The organism is Paraburkholderia sp. AV2, assembly GCF_054968425.1.
In genome coordinates, this window is the sequence record NZ_JBANLK010000022.1 from 50,174 (window position 1) to 70,941 (window position 20,768).

At 66.6% G+C, this 20,768-nt stretch carries 21 protein-coding genes; 3 read left to right on the forward strand and 18 right to left on the reverse strand.

From position 1 onward, the window contains the following. Positions 1 to 20: 20 nt before the first annotated feature. The 15 genes from V8683_RS16840 to flhD all read right to left on the reverse strand — a co-directional run bounded on the left by V8683_RS16840 (position 21) and on the right by flhD (position 14,980). Complete coding sequence (locus tag V8683_RS16840; protein ID WP_411190473.1) at positions 21 to 1,310, reverse strand: DUF3443 domain-containing protein; 1,290 nt, start codon at positions 1,308 to 1,310, stop codon at positions 21 to 23. Between the two features lie 55 nt (positions 1,311 to 1,365). Further along, positions 1,366 to 1,941, reverse strand: a complete 576-nt coding sequence (locus tag V8683_RS16845) for a DUF2844 domain-containing protein (protein ID WP_411188158.1) — start codon at positions 1,939 to 1,941, stop codon at positions 1,366 to 1,368. A gap of 174 nt (positions 1,942 to 2,115) precedes the next feature. Beyond that, on the reverse strand, positions 2,116 to 2,817 hold the full coding sequence (cheZ, locus tag V8683_RS16850; protein ID WP_411188157.1) for a protein phosphatase CheZ: 702 nt from the start codon (positions 2,815 to 2,817) through the stop codon (positions 2,116 to 2,118). A 1-nt stretch (position 2,818) separates the two neighbouring features. After that, positions 2,819 to 3,214, reverse strand: a complete 396-nt coding sequence (gene cheY / locus V8683_RS16855; protein WP_028227590.1) for a chemotaxis response regulator CheY — start codon at positions 3,212 to 3,214, stop codon at positions 2,819 to 2,821. 162 nt (positions 3,215 to 3,376) lie between these two features. Beyond that, positions 3,377 to 4,504, reverse strand: a complete 1,128-nt coding sequence (locus V8683_RS16860; protein ID WP_411190472.1) for a protein-glutamate methylesterase/protein-glutamine glutaminase — start codon at positions 4,502 to 4,504, stop codon at positions 3,377 to 3,379. Between the two features lie 5 nt (positions 4,505 to 4,509). Next, entirely contained in the window at positions 4,510 to 5,292 is a 783-nt protein-coding gene (gene cheD, locus V8683_RS16865) for a chemoreceptor glutamine deamidase CheD (protein WP_411188155.1), read from the reverse strand. Next, positions 5,289 to 6,290 (reverse strand): CheR family methyltransferase, encoded by a 1,002-nt coding sequence (locus tag V8683_RS16870; protein WP_411188153.1) that lies wholly within the window; start codon positions 6,288 to 6,290, stop codon positions 5,289 to 5,291. The genes cheD and V8683_RS16870 overlap by 4 nt, the downstream gene beginning before the upstream one ends. Positions 6,291 to 6,447: 157 nt before the next feature. Next, entirely contained in the window at positions 6,448 to 8,322 is a 1,875-nt protein-coding gene (locus V8683_RS16875) for a methyl-accepting chemotaxis protein (protein WP_411188151.1), read from the reverse strand. Between the two features lie 135 nt (positions 8,323 to 8,457). Then, positions 8,458 to 8,973, reverse strand: a complete 516-nt coding sequence (locus V8683_RS16880) for a chemotaxis protein CheW (protein ID WP_411188149.1) — start codon at positions 8,971 to 8,973, stop codon at positions 8,458 to 8,460. A 67-nt stretch (positions 8,974 to 9,040) separates the two neighbouring features. Then, a complete protein-coding gene (gene cheA / locus V8683_RS16885) occupies positions 9,041 to 11,359 on the reverse strand; it encodes a chemotaxis protein CheA (protein WP_411188147.1) in 2,319 nt (772 codons plus the stop codon). A 59-nt stretch (positions 11,360 to 11,418) separates the two neighbouring features. Then, entirely contained in the window at positions 11,419 to 11,793 is a 375-nt protein-coding gene (locus V8683_RS16890; protein WP_411188145.1) for a response regulator, read from the reverse strand. Between the two features lie 39 nt (positions 11,794 to 11,832). Then, positions 11,833 to 12,912: a flagellar motor protein MotB gene (motB, locus tag V8683_RS16895; RefSeq protein WP_411188143.1), complete on the reverse strand. Its 1,080-nt coding sequence runs from the start codon at positions 12,910 to 12,912 to the stop codon at positions 11,833 to 11,835. A gap of 21 nt (positions 12,913 to 12,933) precedes the next feature. Further along, on the reverse strand, positions 12,934 to 13,794 hold the full coding sequence (motA, locus tag V8683_RS16900) for a flagellar motor stator protein MotA (RefSeq protein WP_027793026.1): 861 nt from the start codon (positions 13,792 to 13,794) through the stop codon (positions 12,934 to 12,936). 220 nt (positions 13,795 to 14,014) lie between these two features. Then, a complete protein-coding gene (gene flhC / locus V8683_RS16905; protein ID WP_411188141.1) occupies positions 14,015 to 14,557 on the reverse strand; it encodes a flagellar transcriptional regulator FlhC in 543 nt (180 codons plus the stop codon). Between the two features lie 105 nt (positions 14,558 to 14,662). Then, entirely contained in the window at positions 14,663 to 14,980 is a 318-nt protein-coding gene (flhD, locus tag V8683_RS16910) for a flagellar transcriptional regulator FlhD (RefSeq protein ID WP_411188139.1), read from the reverse strand. Positions 14,981 to 15,566: 586 nt separating this feature from the next. Between flhD and V8683_RS16915 the strand changes: the two genes are divergently transcribed. Next, positions 15,567 to 16,634, forward strand: coding sequence for a glycosyltransferase family 4 protein (locus tag V8683_RS16915; protein WP_411188137.1), 1,068 nt, complete (start codon positions 15,567 to 15,569; stop codon positions 16,632 to 16,634). A gap of 157 nt (positions 16,635 to 16,791) precedes the next feature. Here V8683_RS16915 and V8683_RS16920 read toward each other — a convergent pair whose 3' ends face one another. Then, entirely contained in the window at positions 16,792 to 17,088 is a 297-nt protein-coding gene (locus V8683_RS16920; RefSeq protein ID WP_411188135.1) for an H-NS histone family protein, read from the reverse strand. Positions 17,089 to 17,367: 279 nt separating this feature from the next. Here V8683_RS16920 and aqpZ point away from each other — a divergent pair, with 279 nt between their 5' ends. Both aqpZ and V8683_RS16930 read left to right on the forward strand, forming a co-directional pair. Continuing rightward, complete coding sequence (gene aqpZ / locus V8683_RS16925) at positions 17,368 to 18,111, forward strand: aquaporin Z (RefSeq protein ID WP_411188133.1); 744 nt, start codon at positions 17,368 to 17,370, stop codon at positions 18,109 to 18,111. 69 nt (positions 18,112 to 18,180) lie between these two features. Further along, positions 18,181 to 18,864, forward strand: a complete 684-nt coding sequence (locus V8683_RS16930) for a histidine phosphatase family protein (protein ID WP_411188131.1) — start codon at positions 18,181 to 18,183, stop codon at positions 18,862 to 18,864. A gap of 13 nt (positions 18,865 to 18,877) precedes the next feature. Here V8683_RS16930 and V8683_RS16935 read toward each other — a convergent pair whose 3' ends face one another. Together V8683_RS16935 and V8683_RS16940 are read right to left on the reverse strand one after the other, a co-directional pair. After that, positions 18,878 to 19,699: a Cof-type HAD-IIB family hydrolase gene (locus tag V8683_RS16935; RefSeq protein ID WP_411188129.1), complete on the reverse strand. Its 822-nt coding sequence runs from the start codon at positions 19,697 to 19,699 to the stop codon at positions 18,878 to 18,880. A gap of 139 nt (positions 19,700 to 19,838) precedes the next feature. After that, positions 19,839 to 20,732, reverse strand: coding sequence for a glucosamine kinase nucleotide-binding domain-containing protein (locus tag V8683_RS16940; RefSeq protein ID WP_411188127.1), 894 nt, complete (start codon positions 20,730 to 20,732; stop codon positions 19,839 to 19,841). Positions 20,733 to 20,768: the final 36 nt, after the last annotated feature.

Sequence of the window (20,768 nt, forward strand, 5' to 3'; positions counted from 1 at the left end):
AAGGCGGAAAGACCGGGGGGCTAGAAGGCGACGTAAGGCTGGGTGCCGCCCGTCGCCGTCATATCCTGACCCACGTAAATGTACCGGCCGTAGAAGAACGGCAGGCCGAAATCGAGATCCGGCAAGTTGCCAAACTGCCCTGCAAGATCGTTGAGAGCGTAATTGCCGTTGTTGCCGTTCGTGCCGAGAAGCGTCGCCGCGCTGACCACGCCGAAGTTCACGCTGCCGCTGGAACCGTCGGTGCCCGTCAGCCCCGCGCTGAACGTCTGCGAGCTCGACGGGCAGTAGAACGTGCCGAGCGCGCCGCCGCACTGGGGCAGCGCGCTGTCGTTGAAGAACAGCGCATTTGACCCCGAATCGATGAAGGTGGTCAGCGTGCGGCCGTTGAAGCTGCCCACGATGTCGCCCGACGAATTGGTCTGGAAGCGCTGCGACGCGTTCAGGACATTGTTCGACTGCGTGCCGATGCCGAACACGAGCGTCCCGGCGCCCGAGGTCGCCCCGCTGTACGAGACGGGCGCCATCTCCACGATGACGCCGTTGTTGTCGACGGCGAAGTGCGGCACCGGGTTGGCCACCTGCTGGCTCGTCGTGACTCCCACGGCGCTGCAACTCGATCCGCTCGGGCACGAATAGTAGAAGCTCCCGCTGGCGCTCTCGCAAGTCGAGCCGCAATCCCAGGGCGAGACGCCGATGCCGAGGATGCCGTTCGCGCCGAGGTCGCTCGCCGTGCTCTGCTGGGCGCCGTTGCCGGCGCAGCTCGACGGCACGCTGGAGGAGCCGAGGTCGCCGATCACCTGGATCGGGATGTTGCTCGCGGTCTCGCCGCCGACCTTGACGTCGGCGCTGCGCACGGTGCCCCAGGTGTAGCCGTCCGCGAACGCCGTGCATTCGGCAAGCGTGCCGCCGCTGGCCGTATTCAAGGGCAGCGTGTTCAGCAACGCCCCCAGCGCCGACGACACGATGCGTAGTCCGTACGATGCCGTATCCACCTGGATGTTGTTCACGACCGTGCAGTTGCTGGTGCCGCTCACGCAGATCGTGACGCTCACCGTCGGAATGTTCGGCACGCCCGCCACCCCGCTGTTCACGCTGACAGGCACGGTGTTCGAGGCCGTTGCCGCGATGGGCTGCTCGCTCGGCAGGGGCGGCAGCGAGGAGGTGTCGACGCCCGTACTGCTGCCGCCCCCGCTGCTGCTACTGCTGCTATTGCTGCTGCTCCCCCCTCCGCCACCGCCGCCGCCACCACAAGCCGCGAGACAAACGGTCAGCGCGAGGAGCGGAAGCAGGGCGCCGCGCCGCAGCCCCAAAAGGAAGGAGAACCGGAATCGTTGTGCGAACGTGATCACGCGCCGTCTCCCTGGGTCACTGGATGTCGCTGGCGCTGACGCCAGACGGCAGGCTGGCCGGCAGCCAGGCTTGCCCCGAGAAGGCGCCCATATGCCCGCCGGAGTGCACGACGAGGCCCGACTGCTCGACCACGCCCGGGCCGCGCATGAAGCCCGCCGCGCGGTTCGCCTTCACGCCCGCCACATACTGCGGAAAATAGCTGCCGAGCAGTTCGGACAGATTGGGCATCTGCGGGCCGCTCCAGGCGACGCCGAACACGCTGCCCGCCTGCGAGACATACTCCCGCACGACCGTGCCGTTGGCGAGCGTGGTCTGGCGGACCGTATAAGAAGCGGATGCGGCGGAAGATCCCGTAGCGCTGGCCTCGACGGCCTGCCGCGCCACGCTGCCGGCGGCGCCGGCCTGCGCGGCGGCGTTGCTCAGGGTGTTGACGGTGGCGCCCGCAGGCGTCGTCATGGGCGCGCTGCCGAGGCCGGCCACGGCCGGCTGGGCGCAGACAAGCGCGATGGCGCCGGTCAGCGTCAGCGCGGCGAGCCGCGCGCCGGCAGCCCGCGCAACGTTGAACGAAGCGTTCGAACCAAAGGCAGCCATACTCCTCCCGATCGGTAGCTGGCTCCGCGGCAACCGCACCGCGGGAAGCGGCGGATGTCGCGGCGCAGCACAAACGATCGCCGCTGCCGCCCTGGTCCGCCGGCGCCAGTATGCCAGCCCAGGATTACAGCAAGCTCGATGCCCGTCCGCCCGGTTGCATTCCGTTGCGCTGGGCTAAAAGCCGAGGCTCGCGAGCAGATCGTCCACCTGCCCCTGGTCCTGCATGACGTCGGTCTTGCCTTCGGGATTGATCTGCGGGCCGTTCAGGAGCGATTCGGGGCTGCCGGTCGCAGAAACGGCAAGCGACGCGACCGCCGCCGCAACCTGCTCGCGCCGCTCCGGCACGATGTTCTCGACCAGCACGCCGAGCAGTTGCTGCTCGATCAGGTACACGACGTCCATGATCTTCTTGATCACCTGGCCGGTGAGATCCTGGAAGTCCTGGGCCAGCATGATCTCCAGCAGGTGCTGGTTCGTGGCCGTGGTGGCCTCGGGCACGCCGCCCAGAAACGCGCGCGTGTCGTCCATCAGCGCGCGCACTTCCTCGCGGCCGATCGGCGCGTCGTACCACGTCGACCAGCGCTCCGACAGCGTCTTCGCGTCGCGTTCGAGCTGCTCCTGCATCGGCTTGGCGAGCTCGATCGCCGAAAGCACGCGCTCGGCGGCCTGCTCGGTCATGTTCGCGACGTAGCGCAGACGGTCGCGCGCGTCGGGCACGGCTTCCGCCGCGCGCTCCACGTGTTTGTCGAGGCCGAGCTCGCGCATCGAATCGCGCAGCGTGCGCGTTACGTGGCCGATGCGCGCGAGGATGCGGTCGCTGCTGGCGTACTCGTCGGCGTGCACGCCGCCCGCCTCTGCGCTGATGGGCTCGTTCACGTCAGCTCCCGGCTTTGGCCATCTTCTCGAGGATCTTGTTCAGCTTTTCGTCGAGCGTCGCGGCCGTGAACGGCTTCACCACGTAGCCGCTCGCGCCGGCCTGGGCCGCCGCGATGATGTTCTCCTTCTTCGACTCCGCCGTCACCATCAGCACCGGCAGGTGCGTGAGGCTCGCGTCGGCGCGGATTTCCTTGAGCATCGCGAGGCCGTCGAGATTCGGCATGTTCCAGTCGGAGATCACGAAGTCATAGCTGCCGCTGCGCAGACGCGCGAGGCCCGCCGCGCCGTCTTCGGCTTCGTCGACGTTCGAGTAGCCCAGTTCCTTGAGCAGGTTGCGGACGATCCGGCGCATCGTCGGAAAGTCGTCCACCACCAGAATCTTCATTCCCTTGTCCATCTCGTTTCATTCCTCCAGGCTAAACCCGGGCAATTATCCAGACAAGCGCGACGCCTATCCAGATAAATTAATCGCGATCGATCGCGCCAACGTTTTACGTCGCCACGATCTCTCGAATCGGGATTCCGGCGGTGCGCTCCCGCTGCGCCCCGCCCTTCTTTCTTACACGCGCTGGACGCGCTCGCCCATCATGGCGAGTCGCGCCATCACGCGGCGGCTCATGTCGGCGAGCGGCGAGATGTCGTCGGCGGCGCCCAGCGCAATCGCTTCGCGCGGCATGCCGAAGACGATGCAACTCGCCTCGTCCTGCGCGAACGTGTGAGCGCCCGCGCGGCGCATCTCCAGCAGGCCCGCGGCGCCGTCGCGCCCCATGCCCGTGAGGATCACGCCGATTGCGTTCTTGCCCGCGTGCGTCGCCGCCGAACGGAACAGCACGTCCACCGACGGGCGATGCCGGTTCACCGGCGGCTCGTCGGAGAGATGCGCGATGTAGTTCGCGCCGCTGCGCGCGAGCAGCAGGTGCGCGTGGCCCGGCGCGATGTACGCATGGCCCGGCAGCACGCGCTCGCCGTGCTCCGCTTCCTTCACGGTGATGCGGCACAGGCCGTTCAGGCGCTGCGCGAACGACTTCGTGAAACCGGGCGGCATGTGCTGCGCGATCAGCACCGCGGGCGCGTCGGGCGGCAGCGGCGTGAGCACTTCGCGGATCGCTTCCGTGCCGCCCGTCGAGGCGCCGACGATGATCAGCTTCTCGGTCGAAAGCAGCGGGTTGTTGAGCATGGGGGCCTGGACCGCACCGGCGGGCGCGGCGTGGGCGCCGCCCGCTGCCGTGCCGGCGGCCGCTGCCGCGCCGGGGGCCGGCGCCGGGGGCGCGTGATGCGCGCGCACGCGGGCGCGCGCGGCGGCGCGCACCTTGTCGGCGAGCTTTTCCGCGTATTCGAGCATGCCGTCGCGGATGCCGACCTTTGGCTTCGTCACGAAGTCGACGGCGCCGAGCTCCAGCGCGCGCAGCGTGATTTCGTTGCCGCGCTCGGTCAGCGACGACACCATCACGACCGGCATGGGCCGCAGGCGCATGAGCTTCTCGAGGAAGTCGAGCCCGTCCATGCGCGGCATTTCCACGTCGAGCGTCAGCACGTCGGGGTTGTGCTGCTTGATGAGTTCGCGCGCCACGAGCGGATCGGGCGCGGTCGCAACGACCGTCATGTCCGGCTGGCTGTTGATGATTTCCGTCATCAGACTGCGAATCAGCGCCGAATCGTCGACGCAGAGAACCTTGATTTTTTGCACAGCGTTCACGCCTCCTCCACTGTCCTGGCGTTGTCTTGATTCGTTGTGGGCCGCGGCTGGCCGCTCGCGCCGAAGAGCTCGATGCGGCTGCGCGCCGGCGCGGGCTGCGAGGCTGGCGACGTGCCGGCCTGCCCTGGCCCGGCGGCGCGTCCCGGCCCCGGCGTGAGGCCGAACAGCTCGACGCGCTCGCGCGCCTTCGCGAGCCGTTCGGCACGCGCCTCGGGGGTCTGCCGCGCGAGCGCCTGCTCGCGTTCGGTCACGCTCGCCTCCTGCGAAAGCCGCAGCTTCTTCACCATCACCTGGCCCGTGCGCGGCAGGAACGCCACCTTGCGCGGGTGCGAGCCCTGCAGATCCTCGGCGACGATGCGGATGTTCTCCAGCGCGAGATAGCGGCGCACGAAGGCCGAATTGCGGTCGCCGATATTCATCGTCGTCATGCCCGCCAGCACGGCCGCGCCGCCGAACACCTTCGCCTCGAAGCGCTCGCGCCGCCCGCCCGCCTTGATGAGTTCGTTGATGAGCACTTCCATGGCGTAGGCGCCGTAGCGCATGGCGTCGGAGGCCGCCTGGGCAACGTCGGCGCCGTCGTCGGGCAGCATGAAGTGATTCATGCCGCCAATGCCGGCCGTGCGATCCTGGATGCACGCGGCCACGCACGAGCCCAGCACGGTCACGAGCACCATGTCCTCGTTCGTCGTGAAGAACTCGTTGGGCAGCAGCTTCACGCCGGGGCGGTCGAAGTGCGTGTCGAAGTAGCGATTCGTCGCAATCGGGAGGCTGGCGCTCATGCGGTCGCTCCGATCGTGTCGTCGACGCGGCGTGCGCCGCCGCCGTCGCTGTTGCCGTCCACGCGGCGGCTGCCGCGCGTCAGCTCGTACACCGTCTGGCCGCGCAGCCTGAAAGCCTGCGTGACATACGTGAAGTTCTCCGAATGGCCTGCGAACAGCAGGCCGTCCGGTTTCATCAGCGGCTCGAAGCGCGAGAGCACCTGCGCCTGGGTCGGCTTGTCGAAGTAGATCATCACGTTGCGGCAGAAGATCGCGTCGAACGTCTGGCGCAGGCCGTAGTCGGCGTCGGTGAGATTGAGCTGTTCGAAGCGGATCATGGCGCGCAGCTCCGGGCGCACCTTCACGAGACCCGCGTGGCCGCCCGTGCCCTTCAGGAAGAAGCGCTTCAGGCGCTCCGGCGTCAGGTGCTTCACCTGGTCGTACGAATAGATGCCCGCTTCGGCCTTGGCCAGCACCTGGGTGTCCAGATCGGTGGCGAGCACGCGCGCCTCGCGCGCGCCGCGATCGCCCAGCGCTTCGATCAGCGTCATCGCGATCGAATACGGCTCCTCGCCCGTCGAGGCCGCCGAGCACCAGACCGAAACCGGCTGCGAACCCGGTGAGCCCCGGCGCTTCACGAAGTCCGCAAGAATCGGAAAGTGGTGCGCCTCGCGGAAGAACGCCGTGAGGTTCGTGGTGAGCGCGTTCGTGAACGCTTCCCACTCTTCGGTATCGTTGCGCGATTCGAGCTGGTCGAGGTAGTCGCGGAAGCTGTCGAGACCTAGCGCACGCAGGCGCCGCGCAAGACGGCTGTACGCCATGTCGCGCTTGTGGTCCGAGAGCGAGATGCCCGCGCGGCGGTGAATCAGCGCGCGGATACGCTCGAAGTCCGCTGTCGTGAATTCGAAGTCGCGGTTGCTCTCGCCGGGCAGGCCGGGCAGGCCGCCCGCCTCGGCGGCACCCGGCTGCTGCCCGGCGCGATCGCCGCGCCCCTGACGGGAAAAACGCAGGCCCTTCATGATTCTGCGCCCCCCTCGTGCCCGGCCGCACGCGTGCCGGTGCGCAATGCGTGCAGCGCGGCGGGCGCGGCGGCCAACTCCCGGGCGGCCGCGCGGAACGACTCAATCCGTTCTTGTGCGCTAGTGTGCATTGCGATGACTCGTCAGTTCGTCGGTACTAGAACGTTTCCCAGTCGGCATCGTCCGAAGACGTCGACGACACCACCGGTTCCACGCGCGCCGCGGCCGCCTTCGGCACCGCTGCCGCCGGCCTTGCTGCGCCGGTCGCACTGGTCGCGCTGGTCAGTTTGGCCGCTTTCGCCGCGCTGGCCGGCGTGGCCGCAACCGCCGCGCGGGCCGGTTCCGCAGCCGCCCTGGCGGGCGCGGCAAGAGCGGCCGGCGCGCGCTTGACGGCCACTGCCGCGGTGGCCGAGACGGCATGAACCGCGCTCGCCCCCGCGGACGGCAATGCCGCCGGTCGCGCCGCCGCGCCGCTCGCGCCACCCGTGCGCCAGATGCCGAGCACCGACTGCAGCTGGCGTGTCTGCTCCTCGAGCGAGGCGGCGGCAGCCGCGGCCTCTTCCACGAGCGCCGCATTCTGCTGCGTGACGGTGTCCATCTGCGTGACGGCGCGGTTGACCTGCTCGATGCCGCTCGACTGCTCCTCGGAGGCCGCGCTGATCTCGCCCATGATGTCCGTCACGCGGCGCACGGCCTGGAGAATCTCGTCCATCGTGGTGCCCGCGCGGCCAACGAGGCCCGTGCCGCTCTGCACCTTCTGCGCCGAGTCGTTGATGAGCTCCTTGATCTCCTTCGCGGCGCTCGCGCTGCGCTGCGCGAGGCTGCGCACCTCGCCCGCCACCACCGCGAAACCGCGGCCCTGCTCGCCCGCGCGGGCCGCTTCCACCGCGGCGTTGAGCGCAAGGATGTTGGTCTGGAACGCAATGCCCTCGATCACGCTGATGATGTCGACCACCTTCGCCGAGCTGGCCGCGATGTCCTGCATCGTGTGCACGACTTCGCCCACCACCTCGCCGCCGCGCGTGGCGATGTCCGAGGCGTTCACGGCGAGCTGGCTCGCCTGGCGCGCATTGTCGGCGTTCTGCTTCACGGTGCCCGTGAGCTGCTCCATGCTCGACGCGGTTTCCTGCAGCGACGCGGCCTGCTGCTCGGTGCGCTGCGAGAGGTCGGTGTTGCCCATGGCGATTTCGCGCGCGCCGACGTCGATCGAACTCGCGCCCGTGTTCACCGCGCTCACGAGCTTCACGAGGCTCTCCTGCATGCGCTTGATGCCGGCGAAGAGATGCCCGATTTCGTTCTTGCTGTAGACCTCGATCGGCTGCGCGAGGTCGCCCTGCGCGATGCGCTCGAAGCAGGCCGTGGCGTCGTTGAGCGGCTGCACGATGAGGCCGCGCAGCGCGAAGCGGATCACGACGATCATCAGCAGCGCGATCACGACCAGGCCGCCGATCAGCATGCGCATGAACGCGATCTGCGAGCGCGCGTCTTCTTCGCGCGCCTCGGCGCCGTCCTGCATCGCCTGCGCGAGCGGCGCGGCAACGTTGTCGTAGTCGACGAACATCGGGCTGATCTTCGTGTCGGCAACGGCGTGATAGGCCGTGAGGTCGTTGCCGCGCAGCGCCGCGAACTCGGGCTGCACGCCGTCCTGCAGGAGCGTCGCGCGTTTTTGCGCGAGCGCGTCGAGCGAAGCGGCGTCGCGGCCGTTCTTCGGCACTGCCTGGAAGGCCTTCCAGGCGTCGTTGCTCTTCGCCAGCAATTCGTCGGCGCGGTCGAGCGCCTTCTTCGCATCGTCGGCCTGGTTCGCCGCGGCGAGCGCGCTGGCCCGTTCGAGCGAAACGCGCGAGCGCAGCAGATACGACGAAGCGTCGTTGAGCGAGCGCATCGCGACGAGGTCGCCGCGCGCGATCGTGCCGAGCGAGTCGCTTGCGTTGCCGAGCGCGACGAGCCCGAGCGCGCCGACCACGATGGTCAGCGCAACCAGAATGACCCCGACGCCCGTGAGCGTGGCGCGGATCGACCACTTGTGCAGCATCTCGATTGCTCCTGTCCTGTACCTGGTCACCGGCGGGGCCCGCAAGGCGGCTTTGCCGCTCTTGACGGCGGCTTTCCGCTCTCCCGCGCTGGGCCCTTCACGCGAAGGACCACCCCCGATAACCGTTCGCGATCGTTATCCGAGCGCCTCGATGAGCGCCATTTCGCGGCTCGTCATCAGCTTTTCGATGTCCATCAGAATCAGCATGCGGCCTTCCACGGTGCCGAGGCCCGTGAGGTACTCGGTCGTGAGCGTCGCGCCGAATTCGGGCGCCGGCATGATCTGGTCCATCTGCAGCGTGAGCACGTCCGAAACGCCGTCCACCACCATGCCGACGACGCGGTGCGCGACGTTCAGGATGATCACGACGGTCTGGTGGTCGTACTCCACGCGGCCGAGGTGGAACTTGATGCGCATGTCCACGATCGGGACGATGATGCCGCGCAGATTGATGACGCCCTTGATGAACTCGGGCGCATTGGCGATGCGCGTCACGCTTTCGTAGCCGCGGATTTCCTGCACCTTGAGGATGTCGATGCCGTACTCTTCCGCGCCGAGCGTAAAGACGAGGAATTCCGCACCGCCCGCGTCGGCCTGCTGCGCGTCGCGGCGGTGCGCGCCGGCGCCATGAATGGATTGGACTTCTGCCACGTTAGCCCCTGAACAGTTGGGAGAGGGTTGGAATACAGCGCTGCTTGAGCTTCATACGGTCATGCGGTCATGCGAATTCGGCGAAGGCGCCCGCCGCATGGCTCGCGCTCGAGGCGACGCCATGCGTTGCGCGCGTTTCGCGGTTCAGCGCGGCCACGTCGACGATCAGCGCGACGCTGCCGTCGCCCAGGATGGTCGCCGCCGAAATGCCGTGCACCTTGCGATAGTTCGTTTCGAGATTCTTCACCACCACCTGCTGCTGGCCGACCAGCTCGTCGATCAGCATGGCGAAGCGTCGTCCTTCGGTTTCCATGATGGTGACGATGCCCTGCGTCGGGTCCGTGCGCGCGCCTTCCACGTTGAACGCGCCGTGCAGCGCGACGAGCGGCAGGTATTCGCCGCGCACGCGCACCACGCGGTCGCCGTTGGTGACCGTGTAGATGTCTTCGTGGCGCGGCTGCAGCGACTCCATCACGAAGTTCAGCGGCAGGATGAACACCTCGTTGCCGACCTTCACCGACATGCCGTCGAGAATCGCCAGCGTGAGCGGCAGCACGATACGGGTCGTGCTGCCTTTGCCCGCGTGCGAAGTGATCTCCACGTGGCCGCCCATCGCCTGGATGTTGCGCTTCACCACGTCCATGCCCACGCCGCGGCCCGAGACGTCGGTCACCTGCTCGGCAGTCGAGAAGCCCGGCAGGAAGATGAGGTTCCACACTTCGTCGTCGGTCATGCTGTCGCTGACCTGCATGCCCTGCTTGGCCGCCTTCGCGAGAATCTTGTCGCGGCGCAGGCCCGCGCCGTCGTCGCTCACTTCAATGACGATGTTGCCGCCGTGGTGCGCGGCGGACAGCACGAGCTGGCCCGTGGCGTCCTTGCCTGCGGCGCGGCGCGCTTCCACGGTTTCGATGCCGTGGTCGAGCGAGTTGCGCACGAGGTGCGTGAGCGGGTCGATGATGCGTTCGATGAGGCTCTTGTCGAGCTCGGTGGCCTGACCGAACGTCACGAGCTCCACTTCCTTGCCGAGCTTCGCGGCGAGGTCGCGCACAAGACGCGGGAAGCGGCTGAACACGTAGTCCATCGGCATCATGCGGATGGACATCACCGATTCCTGCAGGTCGCGGGCGTTGCGCTCGAGCTGCGCCATGCCGTTGAAGAGGCGGTCATGCAGCGCGGGATCGAACGTGCTCGTGGTTTCCGCGAGCATGGCCTGGGTGATGACGAGCTCGCCCACGAGGTTGATCAGCTGGTCCACCTTCTCCACGCCCACGCGAATCGAGCTGCCTTCGCCCGCGGCGGCCGCGGCCGCCGGGCGCTGCTTGCGTTCGGTCTCCGCGGCCGGGGCATGGGCTTGCGGCGGCGTTGCGGCAACGGCCGGAGGCGCTTCGGGGACGGGCGCGATGGGAGCGACAGCCGCCGGAGCCGGCGCTGCTGCGGCAACCGGGGCCGGTGCGGGTGGCGCAGGCGGAGCGGCCTCGACCATCGGTGCGGGCTGCACCGCGGCCGGCGCGGCTTCGGCCCCGCCTTGCGGCGCCGCGCCACGGCCGATCGAGATCTGGCTTTCGTCGATCACGAAGCAGCACACGGCGATGATGTCGTCCGACGGCACGTCGGTTTCGAGCCAGAGCGTGATGTCGTCGCCGGTCTTCACCTGGCCCAGCACGCGGCCCAGGTTGCCGAGCTCTTCGAGCAGCAGATCCTGATCCTTCGCATCGACGCGACGCAGCGTGATGCGCAGATGCGGCCCTTCCGCCGCGCCGCCTGCTCCGCCCACGCCGTTTGCATTGCTTGCGTCTTGTCCCGGCGCGGCCGCGATGGCCTCGTCGACGACGTGCTCCGGCGCGCCCGAAGCCGCGGCCCGGGCCGAGGGCAGGTTCGCTTCGAAGGCGGCTTCGAGGTCGGCCTCGGAGTCGGGCTCGGCCGCGCTTGCCGCGACAGGCGCGGGCGCCGCCACGGGGGCCGGCGCGGGAGCGGGTACGGGCGCCGCCAGGCCGCGGCTTTCCGCGTAGAGCTGCTCCAGCTTGGCGCGCATGGCCGCCGCGACGGCCGCATCGGGCTCGGCGCTCGCGCGGTAGTCGGCCAACTGGCCCGACAGCACGTCCTTCGTTTCGAGGAACGTGTCGATCATGTCCTTGCGCAGCACGAGTTCGTTGTTGCGCGCGCGGTCGAGCAGCGATTCGAGGATGTGCGTGGTTTCGGTCAGCGCCGTAAAGCCGAACGTCGCCGCGCCGCCCTTGATCGAATGCGCCGCGCGAAAGATCGCCGCGAGATCCTCGGGATCGGGACGGCCGACGTTCAGATTCAGCAGAAGCTGCTCCATCTGCGCGAGCAGCTCGTCCGCTTCGTCGAAAAACGTCTGGTAGAACTGAGTGATGTCGAGTGTCATGCCTCTGTCACCGCGATATTTGCCTGTTTGGGTGCCGATGCTGCCGTGTCATGCGTACGTCAAGCGCGCGCTTCGCCTAGCGCGCTCGTCAGATCGACGAGCAGCTCCGGGTCCACCGGTTTTTCCAGCCAGCCCGTCGCGCCAGCGTCGCGCAGGGCCACCTTGAAGGTTTCGTCCGATTCCGTGGTCAGCACGAGGATGGGCGTTTCGAGGTACGAAGGATTCGCGCGCAGCTTGCGGATCAGATCCAGCCCGCTCATGCGCGGCATGTGAAGGTCGGTAAGCACGAGGTCGAAGCACTGCGCGAGCGCATGCTCCAGCCCGTCTTCGCCGTCGTTCGCCAGTGTCACTTCGTAACCCGCCCCGCCCAGCGCCGCCTGCAGGATCTCCCGCATGGACGCCGAATCGTCGATCGCCAGAATGTTCCTGATCATCCGCTCCTCTCTCGCGCTGTTTCTGTTGCCGCCGCGTCTTTAGTGCGCCGTCTGCGTTGTCTGCGCCGGGCCCGTCCCCCCCACCGACGCCGCCACGGGCGTGATCCGCACCGGCGCGCTCACGCCGGCCGGCGGCAGCTTCGCCGGTGTCGCCGTGCCCGGCGCCAGCATCGGCAAGAGCGGCTTGCCCGAACCGGCCGCGTCGTCGGACAGCGTCGTGGTGGTCGAGTCGTCGTGCATCAGCGCGTCTTCCGACTTCTTGTTCAGCACGATGATGCTGATGCGCCGGTTCTCCGGGTCGAGCGGATCTTCCTTGTTCAGGTTCTGCGTCGACGCGAGGCCGATCACGCGCATCACCTTCGCTTCGTCCATGCCGCCCGCGATCAGCTCGCGGCGCGACGCGTTCGCGCGGTCGGCCGAAAGCTCCCAGTTGCTGTAGCCCTTCTCGCCGCCGGCGTACGGCACGGCGTCGGTATGGCCCTGCACGATGATGCGGTTCGGCACGCCGTTGAGCGTACTGCCGATGGCCTGCAGGATGTCGCGCATGTACGGCTCGACCACGTCGCGTGCGGTCGCGAACATCGGGCGCTTCTGCGAATCCACGATCTCGATGCGCAGGCCCGTGAGCGTCGAATCGATGCGGATCTGCTGCTTGTACTGGCGCAGCACCGGGTTCGCCTCGATCGCCGCCATCAGCTTGATCTGCAGATCGTGCAGGCGCGCCTGCTCCTGACGCTCGAGCGAGCCCTTCAACTGCTTCATCGAGTCATCTTCGTTCTTCGAGGCGGTGTGCTCGGCACGCGCGGTGGAGCCGTCGGTCTGGCGCGTGACGCCGTCCTGGTCGGTGGAGATGTCGCGCCCGCCGCCCTTCACGATGCTCGAGTCCGTCGAGCTGCGGTCGCCGCCCCAGAGCGTGACCTTGAGCGGCTGGTTGAAATACTCGGCAATGCCGTGCAACTGCGTCGTGGACGCCGAGGAGAGGAGCCACATCAGCAGGAAGAACGCCATCATCGCGGTCATGAAGTCCGCGTAGGCGAGCTTCCACGCACCGCCGTGATGGCCGCCCTTCGCAGGCGCGGCCTTCTTGACGACGATCGTGCGGTCCTTGTCCTTGCTCATCGCGCGTTCCTTGCCGGTGCCTTACTTCGCCTTCACGCGGCGCACGTGCTCTTCGAGCTCGGAGAACGACGGACGCTCGGTCGAGAACAGCACCTTGCGGCCGAACTCCACGGCGATGGCGGGCGCATAGCCGTTCAGGCTCGCGAGGATCGTCACCTTGATGCACTGGAACATCTTGGTCGATTCGGCCACGCGCTGTTCCGCGACGCTCGCGAGCGGGCTGATGAGACCGTACGACAGCAGAATCCCGAGGAACGTGCCGACGAGCGCCTGGGCGATCATCTCGCCGAGAATCGCGGGCGGCTTGTCGGCCGAGGCCATGGTGTGGACGACGCCCATCACGGCGGCCACGATGCCGAACGCCGGCATCGCGTCGCCCACCTTGGAGAGCGCATGCGCGGGGGCCTCGCCCTCGTGGTGATGCGTTTCGATTTCCTCGTCCATGAGGCTTTCGATCTCGAAAGCGTTCATGTTGCCGCCCACCATGAGGCGCAGGTAATCGGTGAGGAATTCGACGATGTGCTTGTCGGCGAGAATCTTCGGATACTGTGTGAAAAGCGGGCTCTTCATCGGATCGTCGATGTCGGCCTCGAGCGTGAGCGTGCCTTCCTTGCGCGCCTTCGCGAGCAGGACGTAGAGGAGCGCGAGCAGCTCCATGTACACGTCCTTGTTGTATTTCGAGCCCTTGAAGAGCGTCGGGACGACGCGCAGGGTCGACTTGATCGTCTTGATGCCGTTGCCGAGGATGAACGCGCCGAGGCCCGCACCGCCGATCATCAGCAGTTCCATCGGCTGCATCATGGCCCCGAGATGGCCGCCTTCGAGCGCATAACCGCCGAAGACGGACAGAATCGTCACGAGTACTCCCACGAAAATCAGCACGGCTGGGTCCTCACTAAAAGTGCCGCGAGCCGCCATCGGCCCGCGTCCTTAGCTGGTTTACGGCATCGGTCTGGAAAACTTTGGGATTGGGGGGCCTGCCCAGGGGAGCGCCTGGGTTGGGGCGAAGCGCCGTGACGGCGCCCCGCATTCGGGGCTCGATCGCAAGAGACGGCGATGGTTGGCCAGGCCGGCGAGCCGCCGAAACCGCCGAAGCCACCGCTCAGCCCGCCGCCGCTACGGCTTCGCTGCTGCGGCGGGTGCGGCCCGCGCGCGATGGCGGCTGGCACAGCCCGCAGACGAAGCCGCGCTGCGGGTCGTGCGCATGCGCGACGAAGTGGCCCCCGCAACGACTGCACGGCGTGAGCTGCAGAAGGCCTGAGGCGAAATAGCGCACGAGCGTCCAGGCGCGCGTGAGACTGAGCGCGGGCTCTTCGCCCTGCAGTTGCAGATGCTCGAGATAGAGCCGGTAGCTCTTCACGATCGCATGGACGCTCTGGCAGCGCGCCTGCCGGCTCATGAACAGAAACGTGTTGTAGAACAGCGAGGAGTGGATGTTGGGCTGCCAGGTCATGAACCAGTCCGTCGAGAACGGCAGCATGCCCTTCGGCGGCGACTCCCCCTTCACTTCCTTGTAAAGCCGGATCAACCGGTCGCGCGAGAGCGAGGTTTCCGCTTCGAGCAGTTGCAGCCGTGCGCCTAGCTCGATCAGTTCGATCGCCAGCGCGATCTCCTTGACCTCGTGCACCACGCTCTTTGTTGCCATAGCCCCCCGATCGTTGCCGGAAATGATCCCGCCCGGCGCGCGGACCGGGCATGGGTAAAGTCGCCGCGAGCTGCGCGCGCGGGGCGCGGCAGGGCAGCGGCCGTGTCAGTCGACCTGTGCGACGGGCTGGCCCGCCATCAGGATGGCGGTATGCGTTTGCGCGGACTTGCCCTTGTCGGCCAGCGCGCTGAGGATGGCGTGATCGTCGAACCGGAAGCGGCACAGCACCTGGTTCGAGGCGGCGAGCCGGACGGTTTGCGCCAGTGTCAGATTGGCGAGGACCTCGGCGAGCTGCTCCGAGATCCCCATGCGGAACATGCCCGTCGATTTGTCGTCGCGCAGCAGGCGTTGCGCGAGCAACAGGTACGACAGGTTCACTTCCTTGATCTCGCTGAGCATGTCGCTATGCGTCGTCGCGCTCATGGATTCCCCCGAATTCGAATCGGCTGGTCAGGCCGGTTACGGAAACGTTTGCTCGGTCGCATCCAGAAAACTGTGGCGAATCTGGGCGAACGACCCGTTTTGTGGTCATCACCGCATTGTGGCCAGGCCGGGCGCAACTGGAAATTGGACGGACACCGCGACGATTTGCAGGACATTGCCTCGCAACCGTGTAGGAATTTTTCTGACAACGGAGGGATGGAAGGAGGGGCGAGCGGATTTACTATGCATTTCGCATAGGCAACCTCGTCGCGCCCGAATTATAAGATGTTTTCATTTCCCTGTAATACGTCCGTGTTCGCCGCGCCGCGGCAGGCACGCCGTTTGCGCATGCCCGCCATCCCGACCCGGTGCGCGGGCCGAGAAGTCCCGGTACACGCATGTTTCCCGCTGTAACAACGCTTAAGCGATTGAAAAAGATCTCGTCATGGCGAGTCAGATCTTCATAATCGAAGTCAGGGATAACCCGGTGCCGCGCGCCCATCCGTATTGCACGCGTGCTTGCCAACCTTGTATGCGACCCGCGTAAGTGCCCGGCACCAACGCGGGTCGACAGGAGATCGAACCAATGCGAATCGCACAAATTGCGCCTCTGTACGAAGCAGTCCCGCCGAAGCTTTACGGCGGCACGGAACGCGTCGTGTCCTATCTGACCGAAGCGCTCGTCGACCTCGGTCACGACGTGACGTTGTTCGCGAGCGGCGATTCGGTCACCTCGGCGACGCTCGAAGCGGCCTGGCCGCGCGCGCTCAGACTCGACCCGACCGTACGCGACGCACTGGCGCCTCACGTCGTGCTGCTGGAGCGCGTGCGCCGCATGGCGCACGAGTTCGACGTGCTGCACTTCCACCTCGACTATCTGCCGTTCCCGCTCTTCTCGACGCTGGACACGCCGTTCGTCACCACGCTGCATGGCCGGCTCGACCTGCCGGAACTGCAGCCCGTGTTCGACTCGTTCCCGGAAGCGCCGGTGATCTCGATTTCGGATTCGCAGCGCCAACCGCTCAAGCAGGCCAACTGGCAGAACACGATCTACCACGGCTTGCCCGAGCGGCTGCTCACGCCGCAACGGGACCGCAAGCCCGAGTACCTCGCGTTCCTCGGCCGCATCTGCCCGGAAAAGCGCGTGGACTCCGCCATCCGCATCGCCGCGCTCGCCGGCCTGCCGCTGAAGATCGCCGCCAAGGTGGACAAGGTGGACCGCGACTACTTCAGGACCGAAATCGAGCCGCTGCTTTCCGAGGCTCACGTCGAGTTCGTCGGCGAGATCGACGAAGCGCAGAAGCCCGAATTTCTTTCGGGCGCGAAAGCCCTGCTCTTCCCGATCGACTGGTCGGAGCCGTTCGGCCTCGTGATGATCGAGGCCATGGCCTGCGGCACGCCGGTCATCGCCTTCAACCGCGGATCGGTACCCGAAGTGATCGAGCCGGGCGTAACGGGTTTTATCGTGGAAGACGTGCAAGGCGCGGTCGGGGCGCTGCAAAATATCAATTCGCTTTCACGCGAAACGATTCGCGCGCGATTCGAAAGTCGCTTCACTTCGCATACGATGGCCCGCAATTACGTCGATACCTATACGGCGCTGATCGAAGCGGAACGCCGTCCGGTGCTGCGTCGCGTTGCCGCAGGCGGTTAGTCCGCCTGCCGGCGGTCGGCACAAATTTTCGATAAAAGCCGACGAATGCACCCTGTGTATCGTTTGCGCGCACGCTATTGGCGCAATTACGGGATGCGCTTAAAAAAGAGCCGCGTGGCGTCACGCGGCTCTTTTGCTTCCTGTCGCAATTCGCGCGTCAGGCAATCTGATAGCGCTCTCGATTCTTCCCTGCAATCCACTTGGGCGGCTTGCCACGCCCGCTCCAGGTTGCCCCGGTCTTGGGGTCCTGATAACGCGGCGGCAGCGGCGCCTTCTTGGGCGGACGTCCGCGTCGGGCGCCCGCCGCGAACCCGAGATCCTGAGCAGTGAGCCCGTACTCGGCAATCTTCTCGCGGATCGTGTTGATCACATCCGCGAGTTCAGTGCGCCGCGCATCTTCAGCCTGGGCCTGAAGCTTCGCGATCTGAGCTTTAAGTTCTGAATATTGCGACATTCTTCCCCCTTTTATCGAACGTTCCAGTTCGAGAAGAGATTAGACGTAAATATGGGAATTAGCAATCGCCGTTAATACTTCTTTATCGGGACAATCCAGTATTTAGCGATTGTCATCTACTGTGAAATCCCTCATCCATAGCGCGCAATAATTCGGTCAATAGCATCGGAATTGACAATTCTTCACACCCGCCCATCAGTCGACTGCCTAGAATCTGGCGCGTGGCAAAGCCGGACTTTTTTCCCGCTACTTCAAATCGACTTTTCGAGGTGTCAGAAGATGCACTTATCCAAACGACTCATTGCCGAAATGTTCGGCACTTTCTGGCTCGTGCTGGGCGGCTGCGGCAGCGCCGTGCTGGCAGCCAGCTTCGCGGGCCCGGTTCACGGGCTCGGCATCGGCTTCGTCGGGGTGGCGCTTGCATTCGGCCTGACCGTGCTGACCATGGCGTACGCCATCGGCCATATTTCGGGCTGCCATCTGAATCCCGCCGTGAGCGTGGGCCTCACGGTCGCCGGCCGGTTCCCGGCGCGTGACCTGCTGCCGTATATCGTCGCGCAAGTGGTCGGCGCCATCATTGCGGCATTCGTGCTGGCCCAGATCGCCACGGGCAAACCCGGTTTCGATCTCGTGGCGAGCGGCTTCGCGACGAACGGCTATGGCGAACACTCGCCGGGCCACTATTCGATGGCGGCGGCGTTCCTGTGCGAAGTCGTGATGACCGGCTTCTTCCTCTTCGTGATTCTTGGCGCTACCGACGAACGCGTGCCCGCCGGCTTCGCACCGATCGCAATCGGCCTGTGCCTCACGCTGATCCACCTGATCTCGATCCCGGTCACCAACACCTCGGTCAATCCCGCTCGCTCGACGGGGCCGGCGCTGTTCGTCGGCGGCGAAGCCGTCTCGCAACTCTGGCTCTTCTGGCTCGCGCCGATCGTGGGCGCCATCATCGCGGGCATCGTTTATCCGGCTATCGCAGGTGCTCCCAAACGAACGGCTGGCGAAGCCTCGCTGCAAGCGTAGGGCGGAACAGTCCGGCCGCGCTGCTAGAATCGGGCGACCTATCGACCTCTACCGTTCACGGTCCGCCCCATGAAGCGTTCACGAATCTGGCTTGCTCGCATGGCGTCGAGCCTCGCACTGGTGAGCGCCTGCGCGCACGCGGCCGACAACTCCACCCCGACGGCAACGACGGCTGCGGCTACGGTGGCCACGAACAATCTCGAAACACTGGTGTTCGTGCGCCACGGCGAAAAGCCGGCGGCCGGCCTCGGTCAACTCAGCTGCAAAGGCCTGAACCGGGCGTTGGCACTGCCGGCCGTGATCGCGGCGAAATACGGCAAGCCCGACGCCATCTATGCGCCCGATCCGGGCGAGCAAAAGAACGACAGCGGCAAGCCGTACTACTACGTGCGCCCGCTCGCAACCATCGAGCCCACGGCGATCCAGTTCGGCCTGCCGGTGGAGACGCCGTACGGCTACTCGCAGATCGACAAGCTAGGCAACGCACTCGTCGATCCGAAATGGCGCGACCGCACCGTACTGGTTGCCTGGGAGCACCGCGAAATCGAGACGCTCGTGCGCCAGATCGTGGTGGCGCACGGCGGCGACGCAGCCGACGTGCCGAAGTGGAAAAGCGCCGACTTCGACAGCATCTACGTGCTGCGCATCGACTGGAGCAGCGCCGCACCGCGCGTGCGCTTCACGCGCGAGCGCGAGGGCCTCGACGGCCGCTCCAACGATTGCCCGTGCGCGACCTTGCCCGGCACGCAGTAACGGCGGCGCGAGCTTACGACCCGAGTTCGTCGCCGAGCGCGAAGAGCTTGCGCAGATGATGCGCGACACCCGCCTCGAAGTTGTTGCCGATGCGCGGCACGGAAGGCAGGCGGGCGATGAGATCGGGATTCGCATTGTTCATCATGAACGGATGGCCTGCTGTTTCGAGCAGGTCGATGTCGTTCATGTTGTCGCCGAACGCGACGCACCCCGCCGCGGCCACACCGAGCCGATCGAGCACGACGTTCAGCGCACGGCCCTTCGAAACGCCGGCGCTCATCACCTCCAGACAGTCGGGCAGCGAATAGGTGATGTAGAGCGCGTCGCCGAACTCCGCTTCGAGACGTTGCGAGATGTGCGCGAGGTCAGCCGGATCGCCGATATAGAGCGCCTTGGCGATACCCACGCCGTCGTGCGCGTGCAGGTTGGTGACGTGGTATGCAAAGCCCGAATCCTGGTGGAAGGCGAGCAGTTCCGGCGCGTCGCGGTCGATAAGCCAGGCATCGTCGGAGAACAGGCTGACGATGACGCGGCCATGCTCGCCCGTCACCTCCGGCGAGACGAGGCGTTGAATGACCGGCTCGGGCAGATTGCGGGCGTGAATCAGCGTGTCGTCGGGCGCATGCACGCGTGCGCCGTTCGAGGTGATCAGATACGGGCGGATTCCCAGCACGTCGCGAATCCCCGCGACGTCGCAATAGTGGCGACCCGTCGCAATGACGAACTGCAAACCCTGAGCGTCGAGCCGGCTGAGCGTGGCAACCGTGAAAGGATCGAGCTGGTGATCCGAATTGAGCAGCGTGCCGTCTAGATCGGTTGCGATGACCTGGTACATGGGACAAAGGCGAACAGCGGAACAAGAAACGCCAAATCGTAGCATCTGCGCGCGGACACTGCGCCGCGAACCGCCGTGGGAAATTAGCCGGCTGGTGCGCGAAATCAGGCCCTACCTGGACAATCGTGACTAGCTACGACTAGCCACAACCCGCCGCCGCGAGCCGTGCGGCCTCGCGCCGGGCCAGCGTGAGCGCACCGCTGGTAGAGTCGGCCAGCGGCGCACGAAGGCGCCCGCGCACGGCCTGCGGCACCCATTCGCGCAACGGCTGGCCAAGCCCGCCCGACAACGCGGCCGGCAGTGTGGCGGTGGAATCGAGCGCGAGGATGAGTTGCGCGACGGCTTCGCCCGCCTCGGCCAGCAGCTTTGCAACGAAAGGATGCTCGCGATGGGCGAGCACCACCGGCGCCAGGCTCGCATAGGCGGTTTGATTGGCCGCGCATAGCCAGGCGATGAGGCTGTCGCGGTCCGTTGCACCGGCGTGCGCGAGCAAAGCCTGAGCAAAAACGTCTAACGGCGCGCGGCCGTCGAGCGCCATCTGCGCCCAGGTGATGGCGCGCAGGCCGAACCAGGCGCCACTCGCTTCGTCACCGGAGGGAAAGCCGAAGCCGCCCGCAATGCGGCAGGCGCCCGCCGCATCGAGCACCGCCGCTACGCTGCCGGTACCGAGTGCGACGACCACCCCCGCTTCGCCGCCGTGCGCGCCGAGCAGCGTCGTGTACGCATCGCTCTCTACCGCGAGGCCTGCCACCGGCGGTGCCTGCCCGCGAAACGGCGCGAGCCAGTCGGGATTGTTCGCGCCCGCCAGCCCGCAGCCGAGAACGCAGTGCGACCAGTCGAACGCGAGCCCCGCTTCTTCGAAAGCGGCGCGGCATCCGGCTTCGATGGACGCCCAGGCGCGTGCGATGCCAAGGCCGAGCCCGGACGGGCCCGCAGCGGCGCGCGCCAGTTCCACACCGTTCGCGTCGCCGAGCGCGACACGCGTGCCGGTGCCGCCGCCGTCCACGCCAATGAGCCAGGTCGATGTCTGCATGATGATGAGCGCCGCGCCGTACGCGCGACGGGTGAT